This is a genomic window from Mesorhizobium sp. M7D.F.Ca.US.004.01.2.1 (assembly GCF_003997785.1).
In the GTDB taxonomy this organism is placed as follows: Bacteria; Pseudomonadota; Alphaproteobacteria; order Rhizobiales; family Rhizobiaceae; genus Mesorhizobium; species Mesorhizobium loti.
Genome location: NZ_RZRQ01000022.1, coordinates 1 through 18,222, shown reverse-complemented (window position 1 = coordinate 18,222; position 18,222 = coordinate 1). Strand labels below are relative to the sequence as shown.

23 protein-coding genes and 1 tRNA gene are annotated in these 18,222 nt (G+C 60.3%); 8 read left to right on the top strand and 16 right to left on the bottom strand.

The annotated features are described in order from the left end of the window. The first annotated feature begins 32 nt into the window (after positions 1 to 32). Positions 33 to 109 (top strand) — tRNA-Arg (locus EN993_RS06315). Between the two features lie 659 nt (positions 110 to 768). On the opposite strand, the gene EN993_RS06310 is transcribed toward EN993_RS06315, so the two are convergent. Both EN993_RS06310 and EN993_RS06305 read right to left on the bottom strand, forming a co-directional pair. Further along, positions 769 to 1,140 carry a nuclear transport factor 2 family protein gene (locus EN993_RS06310; RefSeq protein WP_127262692.1) on the bottom strand — a complete coding sequence of 124 codons (372 nt, stop codon included), beginning with the start codon at positions 1,138 to 1,140 and terminating at the stop codon, positions 769 to 771. Between the two features lie 68 nt (positions 1,141 to 1,208). Then, positions 1,209 to 1,598, bottom strand: coding sequence for a nuclear transport factor 2 family protein (locus EN993_RS06305; RefSeq protein WP_127262691.1), 390 nt, complete (start codon positions 1,596 to 1,598; stop codon positions 1,209 to 1,211). A gap of 89 nt (positions 1,599 to 1,687) precedes the next feature. Between EN993_RS06305 and EN993_RS06300 the strand changes: the two genes are divergently transcribed. Beyond that, positions 1,688 to 2,632: a helix-turn-helix domain-containing protein gene (locus tag EN993_RS06300; protein ID WP_245468661.1), complete on the top strand. Its 945-nt coding sequence runs from the start codon at positions 1,688 to 1,690 to the stop codon at positions 2,630 to 2,632. 76 nt (positions 2,633 to 2,708) lie between these two features. Here the strand turns inward: EN993_RS06300 and EN993_RS06295 are convergent, their stop codons facing one another. Next, positions 2,709 to 3,563, bottom strand: a complete 855-nt coding sequence (locus EN993_RS06295; RefSeq protein ID WP_127262689.1) for an NmrA family NAD(P)-binding protein — start codon at positions 3,561 to 3,563, stop codon at positions 2,709 to 2,711. 72 nt (positions 3,564 to 3,635) lie between these two features. On the opposite strand from EN993_RS06295, the gene EN993_RS06290 reads away from it, so the two are divergent. Further along, positions 3,636 to 4,013, top strand: coding sequence for a helix-turn-helix domain-containing protein (locus EN993_RS06290; protein WP_206532351.1), 378 nt, complete (start codon positions 3,636 to 3,638; stop codon positions 4,011 to 4,013). 110 nt (positions 4,014 to 4,123) lie between these two features. On the opposite strand, the gene EN993_RS06285 is transcribed toward EN993_RS06290, so the two are convergent. After that, positions 4,124 to 4,588, bottom strand: coding sequence for an Lrp/AsnC family transcriptional regulator (locus EN993_RS06285; RefSeq protein WP_127262688.1), 465 nt, complete (start codon positions 4,586 to 4,588; stop codon positions 4,124 to 4,126). A gap of 142 nt (positions 4,589 to 4,730) precedes the next feature. Between EN993_RS06285 and EN993_RS06280 the strand changes: the two genes are divergently transcribed. Then, positions 4,731 to 5,933, top strand: coding sequence for a PatB family C-S lyase (locus tag EN993_RS06280; RefSeq protein ID WP_127262687.1), 1,203 nt, complete (start codon positions 4,731 to 4,733; stop codon positions 5,931 to 5,933). 57 nt (positions 5,934 to 5,990) lie between these two features. Here the strand turns inward: EN993_RS06280 and EN993_RS06275 are convergent, their stop codons facing one another. The 6 genes from EN993_RS06275 to EN993_RS06250 form a co-directional block, all read right to left on the bottom strand. Then, positions 5,991 to 7,571 (bottom strand): NAD(P)/FAD-dependent oxidoreductase, encoded by a 1,581-nt coding sequence (locus EN993_RS06275; protein ID WP_127262686.1) that lies wholly within the window; start codon positions 7,569 to 7,571, stop codon positions 5,991 to 5,993. A 55-nt stretch (positions 7,572 to 7,626) separates the two neighbouring features. Then, positions 7,627 to 8,460, bottom strand: coding sequence for a fumarylacetoacetate hydrolase family protein (locus EN993_RS06270; RefSeq protein ID WP_245468659.1), 834 nt, complete (start codon positions 8,458 to 8,460; stop codon positions 7,627 to 7,629). Positions 8,461 to 8,542: 82 nt separating this feature from the next. Beyond that, on the bottom strand, positions 8,543 to 8,938 hold the full coding sequence (locus EN993_RS06265) for a RidA family protein (protein ID WP_127262684.1): 396 nt from the start codon (positions 8,936 to 8,938) through the stop codon (positions 8,543 to 8,545). A gap of 10 nt (positions 8,939 to 8,948) precedes the next feature. Next, positions 8,949 to 10,004: an Ldh family oxidoreductase gene (locus EN993_RS06260; protein WP_127262683.1), complete on the bottom strand. Its 1,056-nt coding sequence runs from the start codon at positions 10,002 to 10,004 to the stop codon at positions 8,949 to 8,951. Next, positions 10,001 to 10,423 (bottom strand): cupin domain-containing protein, encoded by a 423-nt coding sequence (locus tag EN993_RS06255; protein ID WP_206532350.1) that lies wholly within the window; start codon positions 10,421 to 10,423, stop codon positions 10,001 to 10,003. The genes EN993_RS06260 and EN993_RS06255 overlap by 4 nt, the downstream gene beginning before the upstream one ends. Before the next feature lie 36 nt (positions 10,424 to 10,459). Next, positions 10,460 to 10,789: a hypothetical protein gene (locus EN993_RS06250; RefSeq protein WP_019863854.1), complete on the bottom strand. Its 330-nt coding sequence runs from the start codon at positions 10,787 to 10,789 to the stop codon at positions 10,460 to 10,462. Between the two features lie 228 nt (positions 10,790 to 11,017). Between EN993_RS06250 and EN993_RS06245 the strand changes: the two genes are divergently transcribed. The 4 genes from EN993_RS06245 to EN993_RS06230 are packed head-to-tail and all read left to right on the top strand — an operon-like array spanning position 11,018 to position 13,953. Further along, a complete protein-coding gene (locus EN993_RS06245) occupies positions 11,018 to 11,914 on the top strand; it encodes an FAD binding domain-containing protein (protein WP_127262682.1) in 897 nt (298 codons plus the stop codon). 10 nt (positions 11,915 to 11,924) lie between these two features. After that, on the top strand, positions 11,925 to 12,407 hold the full coding sequence (locus EN993_RS06240; RefSeq protein ID WP_127262681.1) for a (2Fe-2S)-binding protein: 483 nt from the start codon (positions 11,925 to 11,927) through the stop codon (positions 12,405 to 12,407). 2 nt (positions 12,408 to 12,409) lie between these two features. Next, positions 12,410 to 12,943: an SRPBCC domain-containing protein gene (locus EN993_RS06235; RefSeq protein ID WP_127262680.1), complete on the top strand. Its 534-nt coding sequence runs from the start codon at positions 12,410 to 12,412 to the stop codon at positions 12,941 to 12,943. Between the two features lie 41 nt (positions 12,944 to 12,984). Continuing rightward, positions 12,985 to 13,953 (top strand): LysR family transcriptional regulator, encoded by a 969-nt coding sequence (locus EN993_RS06230; RefSeq protein WP_348629871.1) that lies wholly within the window; start codon positions 12,985 to 12,987, stop codon positions 13,951 to 13,953. 404 nt (positions 13,954 to 14,357) lie between these two features. Here the strand turns inward: EN993_RS06230 and EN993_RS06225 are convergent, their stop codons facing one another. The 6 genes from EN993_RS06225 to EN993_RS06200 form a co-directional block, all read right to left on the bottom strand. Continuing rightward, positions 14,358 to 14,546: a hypothetical protein gene (locus EN993_RS06225; RefSeq protein WP_245468657.1), complete on the bottom strand. Its 189-nt coding sequence runs from the start codon at positions 14,544 to 14,546 to the stop codon at positions 14,358 to 14,360. A 324-nt stretch (positions 14,547 to 14,870) separates the two neighbouring features. Continuing rightward, on the bottom strand, positions 14,871 to 15,470 hold the full coding sequence (locus EN993_RS06220; protein ID WP_127262677.1) for a VOC family protein: 600 nt from the start codon (positions 15,468 to 15,470) through the stop codon (positions 14,871 to 14,873). Between the two features lie 72 nt (positions 15,471 to 15,542). Then, positions 15,543 to 16,373, bottom strand: a complete 831-nt coding sequence (locus EN993_RS06215) for an ATP-binding cassette domain-containing protein (RefSeq protein WP_127262676.1) — start codon at positions 16,371 to 16,373, stop codon at positions 15,543 to 15,545. Next, positions 16,366 to 17,256: an ABC transporter ATP-binding protein gene (locus EN993_RS06210; RefSeq protein WP_127262675.1), complete on the bottom strand. Its 891-nt coding sequence runs from the start codon at positions 17,254 to 17,256 to the stop codon at positions 16,366 to 16,368. The genes EN993_RS06215 and EN993_RS06210 overlap by 8 nt, the downstream gene beginning before the upstream one ends. Then, positions 17,253 to 18,101 carry an ABC transporter permease gene (locus EN993_RS06205; protein ID WP_127262674.1) on the bottom strand — a complete coding sequence of 283 codons (849 nt, stop codon included), beginning with the start codon at positions 18,099 to 18,101 and terminating at the stop codon, positions 17,253 to 17,255. The genes EN993_RS06210 and EN993_RS06205 overlap by 4 nt, the downstream gene beginning before the upstream one ends. Then, the coding region (locus EN993_RS06200; RefSeq protein ID WP_127262673.1) for an ABC transporter permease subunit at positions 18,094 to 18,222 on the bottom strand (129 nt) is incomplete at its 5' end. The genes EN993_RS06200 and EN993_RS06205, both read right to left, overlap by 8 nt.

Genomic DNA, 18,222 nt, shown 5'->3' with positions numbered 1-18,222 from the left:
ACGATCCGAAGCGGCTATGTGTCGGGCCGCGTGGTCCCGTAGCTCAGTAGGATAGAGCGGCAGATTCCTAATCTGTAGGTCACAGGTTCGATTCCTGTCGGGATCACCATGCATTATCAATAGCTTAGCGAAATTTCTGCCGTACTTTTTGCTACATTTTCCTCGAAACTAGTACGGCGAATTTGGCAGACCTTTAAACTTTGAGCACGCTGCTTGAGGAAGAAACGATCGCTTCTCCCGGAAAGCGGAACGCTGCAATGCTCGATTGAGAGCGGCCAATCGAGTGTTCCCGATCGGCCGTAACCAGCGTGTTTTCGCGAACGGGATCCGTGGCCGCGAACGCCGGCTGCACGGGTTTTGCGACACCGACAAGCACAGCCCAGAGATCATGCGGCAGCCATCATCGCCCGACGCCTGCCCGTCGAACATCGCGGCAAACGCGCGATCCTCGTTGACGGCGCCCGCCACGGCAGGAGCTTGAAATTGCTCAAGGACTTGTCGGACGACGAGATCGACTGCCGCATGCCGGCAGCCGCGCACGAGCTTGAAGGAAAGACAACGACGCGGACCCGGCGCAAGCAGCCGCCCGCAGTTGAGACGCTGAGCGTATCGCCTTCGACGAGCGTAGGCGATCGAGGGGCATCTTCGATGCCTGGATGAGGCTCTTGGCCTCAGTCTGAATAACTCTACCTCATGCCGCAGATATCGCCGCAGCAACGAAGTGCGGCGGCAGCGGCCGCCTCACCAGTATTCACGTGATTCTCCGCCCTAGAACATTGGATTGTTGTTTGCGCGCGTCTCGGGCATTGGCATCATCGCATCCCAGTGCTCGGCCAGCTTGCCGTTCTCGACGCGATAGATGTCGATAAATCTCCATTCCTTTCCCGCCATCTCGTAGCGAGAATGAATAATGACGATGTCGCCGTCGGCAACCACATGCTTGAACTCGATTTTCTGTTTCTGGACTCCTTGCGAAGCAAGCATTTGTGCAAGTTGCTTTACGCCTTCGGGGCCATCAGCAATTGTCGGGTTGTGCTGGACGAAGTCCTTGCTCAGGCAGTCGTCAACTGCTGAGACGTCCAAATCACCGAAAATTCGCTGGTAGGCTGCAGCGACGATCTGCTTGTTGTTCGCGCTCATTGCGACTCCTGGAATTAATGTGGCAGAAGCGGGAACGCTTTCGTCCCCGCTGCCGTAGGTGCGATGACTTACTTGCCCCAGAAGGCGTCTTCCTGCTCTGGGTCCGAGGAGAACAGCCACACTTCGACGATCTTGCCGTCTGCAATGCGCAGCAGATCGATACCGGGCTGATCGACCTTGGCGCCTTCGCGCTGGCCGGCGAACTCGATCTCGATGGCAACCAGGTTGCCGTTGGCGAGATAGCGATGGGCGTGGGTGATAGCGAAACTGCCGCCGGACTTGGCCATCATGGCGCCCATCATGGCGCCAAATTCGGCAATGCCGTTCTTGATGCCCGAGAACTGGTTGGCGCCGGGCTGATGCCAGATGATCTGCGGGGACAGCAAGCCGCCAAGCGTGGCTTGGTCATTGGTCTGGACGGCTTTGATGTAGCTCTTTGCGATGTCGATATTGGTCATTCTGTCTCTCCTTGCCTCTGTTGGAACCTGCTGCGGAGCGATCCGCGCTGTTCATGTAGTGATAATAACGGGCAATAGATCAATCTGTCGTGGTGCATTTGCGCCGAAATATGATACTTAGCGGACATCGGTGTTGGCGGGAGACGATCATGGCAAGGAGCAGGGCAAAGGTAGATCAACTCGCGTACCGTCCACATGGGCGCGAACTCGACGTCGAGGTCTTCCTGTTTTCCGAACTGCGTCGCCGGGTCACCCGCGCGGAAATCCTGGCGCTGTACCACTATTCCTTCCACACGCTGATCTGCGTCACCGAAGGCGAAGTAACCCAACTGGTGGATTTCCAGCCGGTCGCCTGCTCGGCGGGGTCCCTGCTCGTGCTCAGGCCCGGCCAAGTTCACAGCTTCGGTTCCGATGAAGGCTGGGACGGATGGATGGTGCTGTTCCGGGCGGAATTCCTGCCATCGGAGACACAGACGACCGCCGATCTGCTGCCGGCGCTTGGTCTCGATCGGTTGCCCGATCATCTGCCCCTGTCGAGCGGAGATTTCCAGGCGGTTAGCGCGGTCATCACCAGGATGCGGCTGGATGCGGCGATCGAGGCGGCGCCCAAGGATCTCCACGCGCTGCTGCGGTACCAGCTTTGCGCGCTCCTTTTGCGGCTGACCATATTGCAGGACCGGCAGATAGGTTCGGCGGACGCGGCTAACCTAGCCCTGCAGCGCTTTGCCAAATTTCGCAAGCTGGTCGAACAGAACTATGCCGGCTGGCATCAGGTAGCCGCCTACGCAGCAGCTTTGGGCTGCACGGAGAAAAGCCTGACCCGGGCAGCAATGGAGGCCACTGGACAGAGCGCCAAGAGCGTCATCACGGCTCGCATCGCCCTTGAGGCAAAACGGCTCTTGGTCCATACCGACCGGCCCATCTACCTTATCGCGGAGGGCCTGGGTTTCGAGGAGGCAACCAACTTCGCCAAGTTCTTCAAGCGTGAGACGGATAGCACGCCGCTCGCTTTTCGCCGGCAATACAAGACCTGATCGCGCTCGAGAAGCAGCAGAAGCGGGGTTCGTGTCCGAACCCCGCTTCTGTCGGTCATCCCGGCCGACCTGCCTGCTATCGGACGAGCGCTTTCGCCAACCATGTCTCGACATTGTCTGGCGCAATCCCGAGGAGGATTTGCGAACTGGTGTTTGGATCGATCGTGTTCGCAGGAGCCTGCCAATGCGCCTGGTAGAACTGAACGACGCCGGCAAATGCCGGGCCAAAGAAAGGCTCGATCAAATCGCCAAACGCTTCGGGCGTTTGCGCTTCAAAAGTCACGTTGCGGCCAAAATGCTTGCTGAAGCCGGCCGCCAGATCCGCACCAAGCAGTCCGGGCAAGTGACCGATGCCGACAACACCCGTCAACGTCCTGTCCAGCAGCAGGCGTTCTGCAACCTTGGCCACGTCCGCGTGGGAGCTCCACGAAACGGCATAGTCAGGCCGAATTGGGTAGCGCAGAACGCCCGCGGAACTGACTGGTGCAGAGACCATGGGGAGCAGCAGGTTTTCAAGGTACAGCCGGGGCGCGACGATAGCATTTGAAACGCCACTACCCTTGACGCCGTTGATCAGCGTCATGATGGCGGAATCGGCAGACGCCTGCAGCGGGCTGTCTGGCGTGTCGACAACCGCACCGCTGGTCGAAATCACGACGTGTGACGGTCGCGCAGCGCGGATGGCCGCAACGATGTTGTTCGCATAGCTTTGGCGCAGGGCCTCCGGGGCCTGGGGCAGATGCACGAAAATGCCTTCGGCCTGGTCGTATGCGCTGATCAGAGAGTCCGTTGAGGCGGCATCGGCAGTCACCGAATGGTCGCCGTTCTCAGCAGTGCGCGATGCGGCCTTGACGGATTTTCCTGCCGTTTTGAAGCGCTCGAACAGGGGCGCACCTTGTGCGCCGGTGGCACCGTGGATGATGAAAGGCATGGGCATAATCTCGCTAAGCGGTTAGAAAGCCGCATCAGTGCATTCTGTGCATCGGTTACGTCAAATGCACTAATGGGCACCACGCAGAATTATTTTGGGGCGGAAAGCGAACAAGCGAACATGGCTGATCATTGTCTTCCGGAATGTGGCGTAGAGCGCTGCCTGCTGTTGCTGGACGGACCTTGGGCGACGCTGATCGTTCGAGAACTGCTCGTGGGTCCACGACGGTTCAATGAACTAAAAACAGCGCTGGACGGCATCAGCGCGCACACGCTCACCCATCGGCTCAAACGTTTTGAGCAACATGGCATTGTCACCCGGACCGCTTTTGCCGAGACACCGCCAAGGGTTGTCTATGAATTGACACCTATGGGCATGACGCTCAGTGGTGTGCTGAATGCCATGAATGCCTGGGGTGTTTCGGTCGCTGACGAGCGGCTTGCTGGCTAGCTGATCTGCTTCGGCACTCCAGGAGGAGCGCTTCGCGCGCGAACGGCGATTGCGCTCGGGCGCCATCTCGGATGGGCGCAGATTTCTGGTTCTCCCTCTCTGCAAAGAGGTCAACGTGAACCTATTTTCGGCGTCAGGAAGCTCTTCTTGATTTCCCCAAACACGAAATTCGTCTCCCAGGATCCGATACCCGGCAACTCTGAGAGTTTGTTGCGCACGAATTCTTCATAACTATCCAATGAGGCGGTGAACACCTGAAGTAGATAATCCTGCCGTCCTGACATGAGATAACAGGCAGTGATCTCGGATGTTCGGCGAATACCCACCTCGAATTCTGCCATGGCGCTTTTGCTCTGCGCCGCGAGCCGGACAAGAATAAAGGCGATGATCGGCATTCCGAGAGCCCTATGGCTGAGCCGCGCACCATAACCTTCTATCACGCCGGCTTCTTCCAAAAGCCGGACGCGCCTGTGGCATGGGGAGGGTGACAGATTCACGCGTTCGCTTAACTCTTGATTGGTGAGCCGACCGTCTTTTTGCAACTCTATGAGGATCTTGGAATCAATCTCGTCCATTTCGTCGTCCCTTAGTGGGATCTGCCAGTGATTGGCTATACCAGCAAAAACATTAGCAAGACTTGCGTCAATTCGCAGAATAAATTGCTTTCAGCGCAACGATGTCCAGCGCAATCCACCCACGCTTCCTGGTCAGTCTCCAATGCACCACGATTTCGACCGCCTGATTTCCCGCCTCGATAGCAATGCGTCCGCGGCTGAAGGGTATGAGAAATATCTCTTCTCGCAGAGGACCGCGCCCGTCGTGCTCGATCAGCCGAAAGAGGACATTATCCAGATGTGGGTCGCCGATATGCAGTTCGCCGCCCCACAAGCCGCGCTGGATGCCATGTTGGATCGGTTGAAGCATCCGATATTCGGCTATACGATGAACTACGACAACCAACTCTATGATGTCTTCCACGCCTGGTGTCAGCGCCGGTACGGTTGGACCTTTCCGCGCGAGCAGCTGGCCTTGTCGCTCGGTGTCATTCCTGCCCTGTTCGGCCTCGTCAACTATCTCTGCGGACCGCATGACAAGGTGCTGACTCTCAGCCCCTCCTACGGTTACTTCAAGCACGCTACGGTGAAGAGCGGCCGAACATTGGTCACATCACCGCTCATCAACAATGATGGCCACTACGAGGTCGATTTCAAAGATTTCGAAGAGAAGGCGGCGGACATCTCGGTCAAGGTCTTCTTCCTGTGTCACCCACACAATCCAACCGGGCGGCTCTGGAGCGAAGCCGAGTTGCGGCGCCTCGCGGAAATCTGCTTCAAGCACGGCTTGAAGATCATTTCCGACGAAATCCATTGCGACCTGCTTCGCTGCGGGCTCAAACACACGCCCCTCGCCAAGCTTTTCCCGCAAAGCCGCGAGATCGTCACATGCATGGCGGTGAGTAAGACCTTCAATCTCGCCGGCATGATGATTGCTACAATCGTCATCCCCGATGAGGCGCTAAGAGCGGTATGGAACGAACTGCACTATCCGTTCATCAACCCGATTAGCCTTGCGGCCGCGATCGGTTCCTATCGCGGCGGCGAGGCATGGTTGGACGAACTGCGGATCTACCTGGATGGGAACTTTGCACTTGCAGACGAGTTTGTGCGGGGACATCTCCCGAATGCAAGGTTGCGTGTTCCCGAGGCGACCTATCTCGCCTGGATCGACATGCGCGGGTATTTCTCAGGTTCGGTCGACCTGACGCGCTTCTTCCTCGAACGGGCCGGTGTTGTCATCGAGGGTGGCGAAATGTTCGTGGACAGCGGCGAGGGCCACGTCCGGCTGAACCTTGCTTGCCCCCGTTCCGTCTTGCAGGACGGGCTCGACCGGTTCCGAAACGCAATTTTGGCGAATCAATAGTTTGGGGTCAGCTTGGTAGCCGGCTATGCACAGCGGGCAGGGTCCTAGCCTTGCGCATCATCCCGTCAGATGCTGCGCGAGCAGGAAGCCGGAACCGCCGCCCAGCCCGGATCCTGGATGTGTCGAGGCTCCGATCAGATAGAGACCTTCGACATCGGTCTTGTGGTTGACGCTGTGCTTGAACGGCCGCCACAGAAACGCTTGATCGATGGTGGAAGAGCCGCCGTAAGGATCGCCGCCAACCAGATTGATATTCATGGCCTCGATATCGGCGGGCGAATAGGCTCGACGTGCTATTATGGATTCTTGGAATCCGTCGATATGCGCCGCAAGCATAGCCTCCACCCGATCGGCATAGGCCTCGCGCACGCTCTCGGTCCACCGTCCATCTTCTGGCGGATCCAGCAAGCCGGCGGCATCGCCCTTAACGAAGCGGGGCGCCTCCGGCATTTGCAGCCACAAGATGGCCTTGCCTGGCGGGCAGCGCGACGGGTCAAGCACATGTGGTTGCTGAACGCAGATCGTCGGCAGTTCCGGGAGCATGCCGCGCAGAGCTTCGTTGCAAGCTTTGGAAACCCCGTCGATGCCGTTGGTAAGATGCACCACTGCAGCCTGGGCCAGTTCGGCGTTCTTCCAGACCGGCATCCGGTCGAGTGCGTAGTGCATTTGGAAATTGCCTTTGCCGTGGCGATACTTCGCGACGGCATCCGGCTCGTTCATGACCTGGGCACCGCCCAGTAGCCTTTCATAGAGCTGGGTCGGCGTCATCGAGCAGATGACGCCCTTCGCGGCGGAAAACTCCGCGCCCGAGGCAATGCGAACTCCCGTGGCGCGACCTCCCGTCCTGATCACGCTCACCACGTCGGCCTGTGTCCTGATCGTTCCGCTGCGTTCCGCGATCAGCTTCGAGAAGGCGGAGAGCAGCTCGCCCGCCCCGCCCTTGACGATCGGAGAGCCGCCAGCCTCCAGCGAGAATCCGATTACTTTGCCTATCTGGCCAGAAAAAGCATCCTCGGGACCAAGGCCTGCATGAAGCGACCAAGGAGCCCATAAAGCCCTGGCGACATCGGAGCGGTAGCTTGACTCGAGCCAGGAACGGGCTGGCGTCAGTGCATTGCCAATCAAGGCTTTGAGCCCGAGTGGCCCGCGCCGCCAGGCTTCCGTCAGCAGCAGCTTGAGTGTCGCGAAGCTCCACAGGCGTCCGCCCAAAAGGCCGAACAGCAAAGCGGCATCCTTCTCGATTCCTTCCATGTCCTCCCGGTAATTCAAGCCATCGCCCGAGGCGAGTGCATCCAGCGCCTGGACATTAACCTCCCGGTCGCGCCGGATGACCAGATGACGGCCATCGGGCAGAACCACCGCATGCGGGGTATCGGTGTTGCAGAATTCGACGCCAAGGCGCTCAAGGTCGGGTCCTAGCACAGAATATGCGGACCCGGTCACAAACAGGATGAAGGTCGTTGCCATCACGTCGTGGACGAAGCCCGGCGCGGTAATCTCGTCGCTGCGCATGCAGCCGCCGATGCGGTCATTGCGTTCCAGTACCAATACGCGCTGTCTCTTGCCGCCCAGCATGGCGGCGCAGACCAGCGCGTTGATACCGCTACCCACGACGATGTAATCAAAGTTGGTGTTCATGGTCGAACGCTCCCGATGATGTCGCTCAACCTGCCGCCACTGCGAAAAGCGCATATCAGGCGAGAGACACGTCGCTTTGTCCGCGAAGATCTATGCGGACGAGCGTATTGTCCAAGCCTCCTATGCCATCCACCGACACTACAACGCGATCCCCCTCGCCCATGAAGACCGGCGGTTCACGCGCATTTCCGATGCCGGCCGGCGTACCCGTGAGCAGCACGTCGCCGGGATACAGCGTCATGCCGAACGAGAGTTCGGCAATCAGTTCGTCGATAGGGAAGGCCATTTGCCTGGTCGACGCATGTTGAACCCGTTGGCCGTTGACATGGCACTCGATCCAGAGGTCCTCGAAGCGAATTTCGTCCAGCGTGACGATGGTCGGTCCGAGCGGCATCGTGCCGTCGATGCTTTTGCCCTTAAACCACTGTCCGCCATGCCGGCGCTGCAAGTCACGCTGGCTGACGTCGTTGGCCAAGGTAATGCCGAAGATATGGTCGAGCGCTTGTGCACGCGGGATGCTGCGCCCGCCCTTGCCTATGACAATAGCGATTTCGGCTTCATAGTCCCATTTGGCGGAGATCCCGGGGTCATAGGCGATTGGGTCGCAGGGGCCGATGACTGTCGAAGGGCTCTTCGTGAAGAAGGTCGGCGCCTTTGGACGGTCCACGTCCTGGCCTTCGCGCTTGCCCTTGCTTTCCTCGAAATGGTCCCAGTAGTTCCAGCCGCAGCACAACACGTCACGGCGGAAGCGCGTGATCGGCGCGGCGAAGGTGAAGTCATCGACGCGCGCGCGCGACGCGTCGGCCAGCGCCGCCTTCGCGGCCGCCAGCCCTTGCGCGCCCATTTCAATGATGCCGACGACGTCCGGAGCGACATCCTCCAGAAGCACAGCCTTGCCGTGATCGATCAGTGCCGGCAGGACGCGATCCTTGTGTCGAATGGAAGCAAACCGCATTGAGGATCAACTCCGATTAGTAAAGTACAGCGATGGCGCTGATCTCGATCAGATATTCGGGCTTCACCATCTTGCTGACCTCAACCATTGTCGACGCAGGGGCCTCGTTCGGAAAATATTCGCGGCGTACCTTATGGATCGCGTCAAAATGCTCGATGTTGCGGACATAGACGTCTACCCGGCAGATGTCCTCCAGTGTGCCGCCGGCCTCCTCCACGGCCGCCTTGACGTTATCGAGAACCTGGCGCGTCTGGATCGAAACGTCGCCGATGCCTGCGATTGTGCCGTCTGCCTTGCGAGCAGTCATGCCGGAGATGAACAGCAGCTTGCCCTTGGCTTCCGCGATGCTGGCCTGCGAAAAATGGCCGTTCGGAACTGCCAGTTTGCTGGATGTGATGGATTTCTTGGGCATGTCGGCCTCGCTAGGTTGGAATGGAAAACGGAAATGGCACGTTGGCTCGCTGAGCCGCGTGTTCAAGGCTACGCAGCGTCGCCGGATCAACTGGACAGTCCTTTTCGGCGAGCCGCCGCGCATTGCTGGCGGGATCGCCTGGCGCCATTACTGGAGAAGCAGGGTCAACCGGGCGCGAGGTCCGGATGCGCTCTACCACCTCGCCGACCAGTCCCTCGAAAGACGCAGGCGACCGGAACGCATCGACCTGGATTGCGAGGAAGAAATGCGCGCAGTCATAGGGTTGGCCTGGATCACCATACAAAGGCTTGATCGCGGAGCCGACGCCGCCGGACGAAAGGCCGCCAGCAAGCAGATCAATCATCACCGCCAGTCCAAAGCCTTTCGGGCCAGCCGCGGGCAGCAGCATTCCTTCGATGGCGGCGGCTGGATCGGTTGTGGGAACGCCGTTCTTGTCGGTTGCCCAGTCCCCGGGAATGGCGAGGCCGGCAGCGGCGGCTATTCTGATTTTGCCCATTGCGGCGGCACTCAGCGCCATGTCGAGGACGACTGGCACGTCCGGAGCAGGCACCGCGATTGCCAGCGGGTTGTTACCTACGAGTGGCTCGGTGCCACCAATACCCGGCATCAGCGGACGCGTGTTGGAAAGGACGATGCCGATGCAGCCTGCCCGAGCGAGTTCGCTCGCCCAATGCCCGGCTGTGCCGAAGTGGAAACCACGCCTGACCGCGACCGCGCCGAGGCCGTGCTCGCGGGCGCCTTCCAGCGCCAAAGCGATTGCCGTTCGCGAGGTCAGTTGCCCTAGCCCGTTTTCCGCGTCGACGACGGCAACGCCGCCTTTGCGTGAGACCACCTGGCCTTGCGACCTGGCATCAACCGAGCCTGCCTCTAGCCGCGACAGATACATCGGCACGAGCATGACGCCATGGGACGGAACACCCTCCTGATCCGCCAACACAAGGCATTGAGATACGTAGTGGGCATCGTCGGGCCGTACGCCCTTCGTGGCAAAGAGCGACGCCGCGAACGCGACGAGATCGGCGACAGGCACCCGGTGCTTGGTCATCGTGCGTCCTGCTCGTCCGTGTACCAGTCCGGCATCTTCGGATAGTGAGGGCCGTCATAGATCTCCACGACGACCGTCTCTTCATGAGCCAGCGTCGGGCCGTGCACATTGCCCTTGGGGTTGAGATAGAAGGAGCCCGCCCTCAGCGTCACGCCGGTCGACGTGTATTCGTAATGCCCAGACAGGCAGAACATCATCTGGTTCGACGCGTGCATGTGCGGCGAAGGAATGCTGGCGCCTTTGGCGAATTTGATGAGGGCAACCGAGGCGCCGGTTGCCTCATCGCGCCAAAGCATCTTCTCAAAAACGCCGGGCAACGACTTCGCCCGCCATTCCATCTCGTTGGTATTCACAAGCAGTTCTTCGAGTGAAGGCATGCCGTTTGGCATGCCTGGAATGGTTGCGTCAGAACTCGCCATTTGCTGTTTCCGTTATTCGTTTGTTTGCAGGATCACCTAGACGGCGGCCTTCGGCTGATCGAGGAGTTCGACCAAGACATTTCGATAGTGGAAGGTGCTCGTATTGCGCAGTTGATGCGGTTCGCCCGGCTGCCGGTAAAGCGCCTGCCCCGGCTGCTCATGTGTGTTCACGACGCGGCCGCTGACGAATTCCATCACGTTCTCGCCTGCCGTGATCGGGATGACGAGGTAGGTGTGGTGATGTTCGTGCCAGCGCTGAAGTTGGCCCGGAGCCAGTTCCAGGCTCCATACCCGGACCTGGCTGTTTTCAAAAATGATCTTATCTCCGATCGGACCAAGCTCGAGGCCATCCGGCGCTAACGTCATTACAAAAGTCCCAGCGTTGTCATAAGTTGAATGCCACGGCATCGTCGTGCCTTGGATTGCATATACGACAGGCGAGACCGGCCATTCGATGCCGGCGTCCGGACAATTTGTTGCGCAATGCGCATTCATTCGCATTGCGGCCGGCGCAACCAACAAGACACGTGGCTGCATTGATACCCGGGCTGTTCGATGGCTAAATCGCCGCCAAACAGGTGACAGAGGCTGCGCATGTATCCAAGCCGTTTCGACTACATCAAAGTGGCAAGCTTCTCGGAAGCCTCCGTTGCGCTGATAGACGGAGGGTCCGACGCCAAGTTGATGGCAGGTGGCCAGACTCTGATTCCGATGATGAAGCTCCGGCTTCTCGCGCCTAAACTCCTTATAGATCTCACCGGTATCCAAGGCGCAGACGAGGTGACGCTCGGCGACGACCTGATCGAGATCGGCGCGCTCACGCGGCATGGGGTGGCCGGCAAGTCGGAGGCGGCCAAGACCTTTCCCATCATTCAGGACTGCGCACTGGGCATCGCCGACGTCCAGGTCCGCAACATGGGCACAATCGGCGGGAGTATCGCCGAGGCTGATCCCTGCGCCTGCTGGCCGGCCTTGCTGACGACGCTCGGTGCCGTAGCCCTCTGCGAGGGCTCCGAGGGCACCCGCGTGCAGCCGATCCGCACTCTTCTGGCGGACGCCTATACGCCCGCGCTCGCCATGGGCGAGATCATCACGCGCATCGCTATTCCGCGTGAATCGCTCGACGGGTTCGGGACCTTCGTTGCCTTCAAGCGCTCGGCGCCGGCCTATCCGACCGCCAGCTGCGCCCTGCAGGTCAATCTGGATGGCGACATTGTCCGTTCGCTGAGAATCGGATTCGGCTGCCTGGGTCTCACCGCCCTGCCGTTCGACGCGGCCAACGAGTTCGCCGCCGGCAAGGTGTTCGACGCGGCGCTTGCAAAGCTGATCGGCGACGCGGCATCACATTTCGTTGAGCCGCTTTCCGACAACAAGGGTTCGGAAGCCTACAAGCGCAATCTGGCACGCGGTCTCGTCATTCGCGCATTCGACGTCATCGCACGCCGGCGAGCCGGCATCGAGGTCAGGGATACCCACCACTACTATGGATAGTCCGCACGTCATGAACACGCACAAGAAGACGATCCGGCTCACAGTCAATGGCAAGGCCATCGAAGCGCAAGTCGAGCCCCGGATGCTGCTGGTCGAATTCCTCCGGCATTCCCTCGAACTGACCGGCACTCACATTGGCTGTGATACCAGCTATTGCGGAGCATGCACAATTCTCCTGGACGGGCGCGCGGCCAAATCCTGCACGTTGTTGGCTGTCCAGGCCGACGGCAAGACGGTTCGCACGGTGGAGGGACTAGCTGCCAAGGACGGCACGCTCAGCATCCTCCAGAAGTGCTTTTCTGAAAATCACGCGCTGCAATGCGGCTTCTGTACGCCCGGCTTCCTGATCTCGGCAACCTCGCTGCTTGCCGAGAATCCCAGCCCTGATGAAACGGCCGTTCGCAAGGGTCTCGCCGGCAACACGTGCCGCTGCACGGGCTACACGCCAATAGTCGATGCGGTACTCGCTGCATCCCAGATGGGAAAGAACTAGTAATGAACGTTAATCTGAACGGACAGTTCGAGGCCGCAGCCGAGCCCGAAGCAGTCTATGATTTCATAACCGACCCGGACAAGTTCGCGCCGATCCTCCCCTACTTCAAAGGGCTCACCAAGACGTCCGAAACCGAGTTCACAGTGACACTGGAAGTCGGCGTGCCTCAAATCCGCGGAAAATCAGATGTCCAGACCAAGCGGATCGGCGCCGAGCGCCCAAAATTCGTCAAATATCAATTGAGTGGCCGTCATGCGCTGGGCATAATGGACGCTAAGATGACATTTGAGATCGAGCCGCTGGGGGTCGGCAGTCGCGTCGACTGGACGGTCGAAGCGATCGTTAGCGGCAAACTCGCATCGTTGGCGCAGGGCATCCTCATCCCCTTGGCGAATCGGCAAATCAAATCGCTCGCGCAGGCTGCCCAAGATGCACTCGGCGGACGTCCGGGAGGCGCGGCCCCTGTCCAGCCCGGCTTGGTCGCGAGGGGCGCGGCGTCATTCAAGGATTTCTTCGGCGGCAAAACTGCCAAGTAAGAAGGGCCCGGCCAGCTAAATTGCAGAGTTAGGAGAAAACACTGAAATCGACGAGGAGCATTGGCGCAAAGTCCGATATCTCCCTTGAGAGCAAGACGTCGCGGGAGTTCAAGGATGAACGCATCGATTATCTGTATCGGGCCTACAGGCTCGGCACGATGCGCGCGGCCAGCGAATCGTTGGACATTGCCCCTTCCTCGATCAGTCGGCACATAGCCAGCCTCGAGGAAGAGCTCGGGATCGAACTTATCGAGCGAGGGCGTCACGTCGTGCGCCTCACGGCGGCCGGGGCGCGTGTTCTGGAATACTACCGCGATCGAGCTTCACAGCGAGAGACCCTGCTCACGGAACTTGACGACCTGAAGGGCCTGCGCAGCGGCCACCTCGACGTGGCGATCGGGACTGGATTGTTGCGGACGATCTTCGCCGAGGCGCTGGCAAGTTTTTCGAAACGCTATTCTCAGATCTCGATTTCGGTTCGCAGCCTGTCTTCGCGGGAAATCGTCCCGCTGGTGGCTGAGGATGAATGCTATTTTGGTGTCGTCATGGGGCCGACCGGCGACCCGAGGGTGCGCGTCGTTAGCTCTTTCTCACAGCCCACCTGCTTGATCTGTCGGCCTGAACACGCGCTGGCGGGGCGCCCCAGCATTTCGTTGGATGAGCTCACCGGCCACAGGATTATCCTTCCCGACATCGGGTTCGGCGTTCGTCAACAACTAGCAGAAATTCAGGAACAGACGGGTCGCCGGATACCCGTTATGATGACGAGCAATTCGATCCAGACGATCCTCGACTGCGTGGTTGCCAATCTCGGCGCGACTGTGCTGTCGGTAACGTCGGTGCCTGAGCATCTGACCAGAGGCGACCTCGTCGCCGTGCCCATAGATGACCCCCTGTTGCAGGCGAGCCGTGTGCAGATCATCAAACGAAGCGGGCGCCGTCTGCCAGCGAGCGCGCTCGCCCTGATCGAAACGCTCGAACTCCTGCTACGCAATGCCTCCGCCCCTTGACTGGAATCCACGCCGCGTCCCATTCCGAGCATGACGTCCTGGATCCCCATGCCGTCGCAAAAGTGGTTTGCGCGCCCTCGTTGATTAAGGGGCGCAGCCGCTTGGATCGGCGGGGCCGAAATCCACGGCATCAGTGCATAGAGCTTCACCCTCCCCGAAACGGCCGTCACCCTGACGGATCATTTTGGGGCCTGCCGCCGCTTCGGTCCAGGAGCGAGGGGAGCAGTCGCTATATGGCGGAGCGCGCGCGCAGTGCAGATCGGGGCGACGAATGTGGCCGTATTGGCGGTCGATTCCAGCAGGCAGGTAGCTTCGAGAAGCCCCTCCTCAAATTGCCGGTTCAGCCGCGATGCAGCCCTGCCCCATGTCTAGCAAATCCTCCTGGATCGCTCGTCGAGTAGGTTCTATTCCCAGATTGGTGGCCTTCCAGGCAGGCCGAGCTTGATGCGCTGGAATTCGGCGTAACTCTCGGCAGTCGCTTGAGCCTTGAATGAATGCCGAGTTACTTTCCCATTTTCGATGACCTGCACAATCCATTGACTGTCGACATTTTTCAATCGCACGTCATTCGGTTCTCCGGCAACCATATTCATCGTCCGCTTTGGCTATTAAGGTTGAGCAACGACAGTAGAAATTCCAAGCTGCCGTTCTGCGAACAAATTGAATGCAGAAACCTCGATGCAGGCGATCATCGAGCGTCTGAGCGAGGGCGGTCCATCACTGCTGCGGCCCCCTATCATCCGGATCGAAGACCAATTGATTTCGAAGGGACTGAAGCTGGTAGAGGCCGGTCAGAGTGGTCCTGATTTCACGGAAACGGGCCGGACAGGGCGGATACTTGCGTCAGCAAGCGCGGTTTTCGCAAGAATCAGGAGTTCGGCTCAAGGGCGAACCTCGAGCCGAACCATATCAGCCCATCACTTTGCTGGCTCTTTCGGGCTCCAGAGGACGGTCTCCGCACCCTTCTCATAGGCCATGCCCGTGGGATAGCTGATCGCTTCCAACTGCAATCCCCAAGGTGCCTGGAAATAGATAATGGTCTGGCCGGCCGCGGGACCCTCTTTGACAGGCAGCGGCCCGAGGCGCGTTGCTACGCCTTTGGCCTGCAGATAGGCCTTCACTGCCGCGACGTCGTCTACATAGAAAGCTATGTGGAAGCCCCCGATATCACTATTCTTGGCATGCAGGTCTTTCTGGTCCGGTGCTGTGTATTTGAACAGCTCGATGTTGGATCCATAGCCGCAACGCAACTGCGTGATCTGTTCGATAACCGCTTTCGGGTCAACGCCGGCCAGATCCTGCATGAACGTGCCCTTGTCATCGGAAAACGGGCCGAACGACATCGCCTTCTTGCAGCCGACCACCTCTGTGAAGAAGTCGACGGCCTGCTTCATGTCGGGGACCGTGATGCCGGTGTGATCGTGGCCGCGCATGCCAGGCATTGAATCCGCCGAAGCCGCTGTCGTCGAGCCAAACAAGCCGATGGCAACGATCGTGCTGGCGATTGCGTTTTTCATATTACCCCTCCGTTAGCGGGCCTACTCGTTATGGCGCACGTCCGAAGCCCGCTGTTCGTCGTGCGGTTGGATTCATGCCTGGGCCTTCGCCGGCGGCCGCAGCCAGTCCGGGTCAATCTCGGGCAGTGGAATGGCGGCGAGCAGGACGCGCGTGTAGGCATCCTTCGGGCTTTCAAACAAGGCATCGGTGCCGCTGGCCTCTACGATCACGCCCTCGCGCATGACGATGACTTGCTTGCACAGCCGTCGGATCACCGACAGGTCGTGGCTGATGAAAGCGACGGTCAAGCCCATTTCGACCGCAAGCTTTTCCAGCAGGGTGAGGATCTGCGCCTGCGTCGACACGTCGAGGCCGGAGACGATCTCGTCGGCCAGCACGAATTTCGGCGACAGCGCCAGCGCGCGGGCAATGCCGACGCGCTGGCGCTGGCCGCCCGACAGTTCGTGCCGATAGCGGCTGGCAAAGCTTTGCGGCAAGCCGACCCTGTGCAGCGCTTCGGCGACACGCGCCTTGAGATTGTCGCCGAGGCCATTCTGCTTGAGCGGTGCGGCGATGATGCTGGCAATGGTGCGGCGCGGGTTGAGCGACGACATCGGATCCTGGAAGATCATCTGCAGATTTCGGCGCAGTGGCCGCAGTTCAGCCTCCGGCAGATGGGTGATGTCGCGGCCGTCGAAAGTGATGCTGCCGGCGCTGGGCTCCAGCAGGCGCACCAGCGCGCGGCCGAGCGTCGACTTGCCCGAACCGGATTCGCCGACAATGCCGGTAACCGAGCCCCGCGGCAGGTCGAAGTCCAAGCCTTTCAGGATCTCGGCCAACGGCGCCCGGCCAAACAGCGGCTTGCGCGTCATGTCGGGCAGCGCGACCTTCAGCCCGCGCACGGAAAACAGCGGCTCAGCCATGCGGGCGCCTCCAGGCCTGGTCTGCAGAAGCGATCTCGGCGGCAAGCCCGGCCAGCACCGCTTCGTCCACGGGCTTCAGCGAAGCGTATGGATCGGTGTAGCGCGGCGTCGCCGCCATCAACGCTCGCGTATAGGGATGCTGCGGGGCGGCGAAGAGGGCAGCTGTTTCAGCCTCTTCCACCACCTTGCCGGCATAGAGCACCGAAACCTTCTGGCTGATCTTGGCGACGACGCCGAGATCATGGGTGACGAAGAGGATTGCTGTGCCATGCTCGCGCTGCAACTCGGCGATAAGCCGCAGGATCTGCTTCTGCACGGTGACGTCGAGCGCCGTGGTCGGCTCGTCGGCGACAATCAATCGCGGTTCGGCGGCGAAGGCGGCAGCGATCAGCACGCGCTGGCGCATGCCGCCGGAGAGTTCATGCGGATAGCTTTTCAGCACACGGTCGGGGTCGCGGATCTGCACCTCATCCAGCAATTGGCGGATGCGCGTGTCGGCCTTTTCGCCGCTCCAGCCAAGGATGCGCACCAGCCGGTCGGTCATCTGCGAGCCGACGCGGCGCGACGGATTGAGCGCGGTCAGTGGGTCCTGCGGGATCAGAGCCGTGCGCGCCCCAATCAGCGTGCGCCGTGCCTTCGGCTGGAGCTTGCCGAGGTCTTCGCCTTCGAGCAGCATGTCGCCCTCGACAACGCGCACGCTCGGTGGCAGCACACCGAGCACCGCCTTGCCGATCATCGTCTTGCCGGCGCCGCTCTCGCCGACCAGAGCGCGGACCTCGCCGGGTTGAACGGAGAGCGACACCGAGCGCAGCACACGCTGGCCGTTCGGCAGCACCGCGCTCAAGTCTCGGATATCGAGGCAGGGTTTGACGGCTAAACTCATCGCAACACCGGATCGAAACGTGCCTTCAGGGCTTCGCCGAACTGGCTGAACGACAGCACGGTCAGGATCAGCGTGACCAGCGGGAACACCAGCACCCACCAGGCCTGATGGATCGACAACCGGCCCTCGGCGATAATGCCGCCCCAGGTCGGGTCATCGGTCGAGATCGACAGATTGACGAAGGACAGGATCGCCTCGACGATGACGGCGATGCCCATTTCCAGCGACAGCAATGCTACGATCGAGGGCACCACATTGGGCAGCACTTCGCGCAGCATGATGCCGATACGGCCATAGCCGGCAATGCGGGCATTCTCGACATAGTCCATGCGCGACTGGCCCATCGCCTCGGCACGGATCACCCGGCAGAAACGCGTCCAGTCGATGATGGCGATGGCGAGGATGACGGAACTTAAGCCGGTGCCGAGCACCGCCACCAGCAGGATGGCGAACAGCACCGGCGGAAACGCCATCCAGACATCGACGATACGCGAGATGATGCGGTCGGCCCAGCCGCCGAAATAGCCGGCGACCAGACCCAGCGTTGAGCCGACCAGGCACGCCGCGATGGCCGCGGCGAAGGCGACGATGAAGGCGATGCGGCCGCCGAAGATCAGCCGGGAGAGCAGGTCGCGGCCGAGACTGTCGGTACCGAGCCAATAGCCGGGTTCAGCGCCATTGAGCCAGAAGGGCGGCAAACGCTGGAGCATCAGGTCCTGCGCCAGCGGGTCCTGCGGCGCGACCAATGGTGCGAAGATCGCGGCCAGCAGCGCCAGCAGCAGCCAGCAGCCGGCCAGCCAAAGCTTCGCGCCCGAGCCGTGTCTTGAGATGCGGCTATCATCCATGGCGCAGCCTCGGGTTGAGCAGCGCATAGATCATGTCGACGGCAAGGTTGATCAGCACGAACAGCAGCGCGAAGACCAGCACGATGCCCTGGATCAGCGGCAGGTCGCGGTTGATGACGGC

Coding starts and splice junctions, on each gene's coding strand:
- EN993_RS06275 (WP_127262686.1), bottom strand. CDS start 7,571: ATGAACACCAACTTTGATTACATCGTCGTGGGTAGCGGTATCAACGCG.
- EN993_RS06280 (WP_127262687.1), top strand. CDS start 4,731: ATGCACCACGATTTCGACCGCCTGATTTCCCGCCTCGATAGCAATGCG.
- EN993_RS06290 (WP_206532351.1), top strand. CDS start 3,636: ATGGGCACCACGCAGAATTATTTTGGGGCGGAAAGCGAACAAGCGAAC.
- EN993_RS06285 (WP_127262688.1), bottom strand. CDS start 4,588: ATGGACGAGATTGATTCCAAGATCCTCATAGAGTTGCAAAAAGACGGT.
- EN993_RS06220 (WP_127262677.1), bottom strand. CDS start 15,470: ATGAAAAACGCAATCGCCAGCACGATCGTTGCCATCGGCTTGTTTGGC.
- EN993_RS06260 (WP_127262683.1), bottom strand. CDS start 10,004: ATGACCAAGCACCGGGTGCCTGTCGCCGATCTCGTCGCGTTCGCGGCG.
- EN993_RS06295 (WP_127262689.1), bottom strand. CDS start 3,563: ATGCCTTTCATCATCCACGGTGCCACCGGCGCACAAGGTGCGCCCCTG.
- EN993_RS06305 (WP_127262691.1), bottom strand. CDS start 1,598: ATGACCAATATCGACATCGCAAAGAGCTACATCAAAGCCGTCCAGACC.
- EN993_RS06205 (WP_127262674.1), bottom strand. CDS start 18,101: ATGGATGATAGCCGCATCTCAAGACACGGCTCGGGCGCGAAGCTTTGG.
- EN993_RS06310 (WP_127262692.1), bottom strand. CDS start 1,140: ATGAGCGCGAACAACAAGCAGATCGTCGCTGCAGCCTACCAGCGAATT.
- EN993_RS06265 (WP_127262684.1), bottom strand. CDS start 8,938: ATGCCCAAGAAATCCATCACATCCAGCAAACTGGCAGTTCCGAACGGC.
- EN993_RS06215 (WP_127262676.1), bottom strand. CDS start 16,373: ATGGCTGAGCCGCTGTTTTCCGTGCGCGGGCTGAAGGTCGCGCTGCCC.
- EN993_RS06235 (WP_127262680.1), top strand. CDS start 12,410: ATGAACGTTAATCTGAACGGACAGTTCGAGGCCGCAGCCGAGCCCGAA.
- EN993_RS06210 (WP_127262675.1), bottom strand. CDS start 17,256: ATGAGTTTAGCCGTCAAACCCTGCCTCGATATCCGAGACTTGAGCGCG.
- EN993_RS06240 (WP_127262681.1), top strand. CDS start 11,925: ATGAACACGCACAAGAAGACGATCCGGCTCACAGTCAATGGCAAGGCC.
- EN993_RS06250 (WP_019863854.1), bottom strand. CDS start 10,789: ATGACGTTAGCGCCGGATGGCCTCGAGCTTGGTCCGATCGGAGATAAG.
- EN993_RS06245 (WP_127262682.1), top strand. CDS start 11,018: ATGTATCCAAGCCGTTTCGACTACATCAAAGTGGCAAGCTTCTCGGAA.
- EN993_RS06225 (WP_245468657.1), bottom strand. CDS start 14,546: ATGAATATGGTTGCCGGAGAACCGAATGACGTGCGATTGAAAAATGTC.
- EN993_RS06255 (WP_206532350.1), bottom strand. CDS start 10,423: ATGGCGAGTTCTGACGCAACCATTCCAGGCATGCCAAACGGCATGCCT.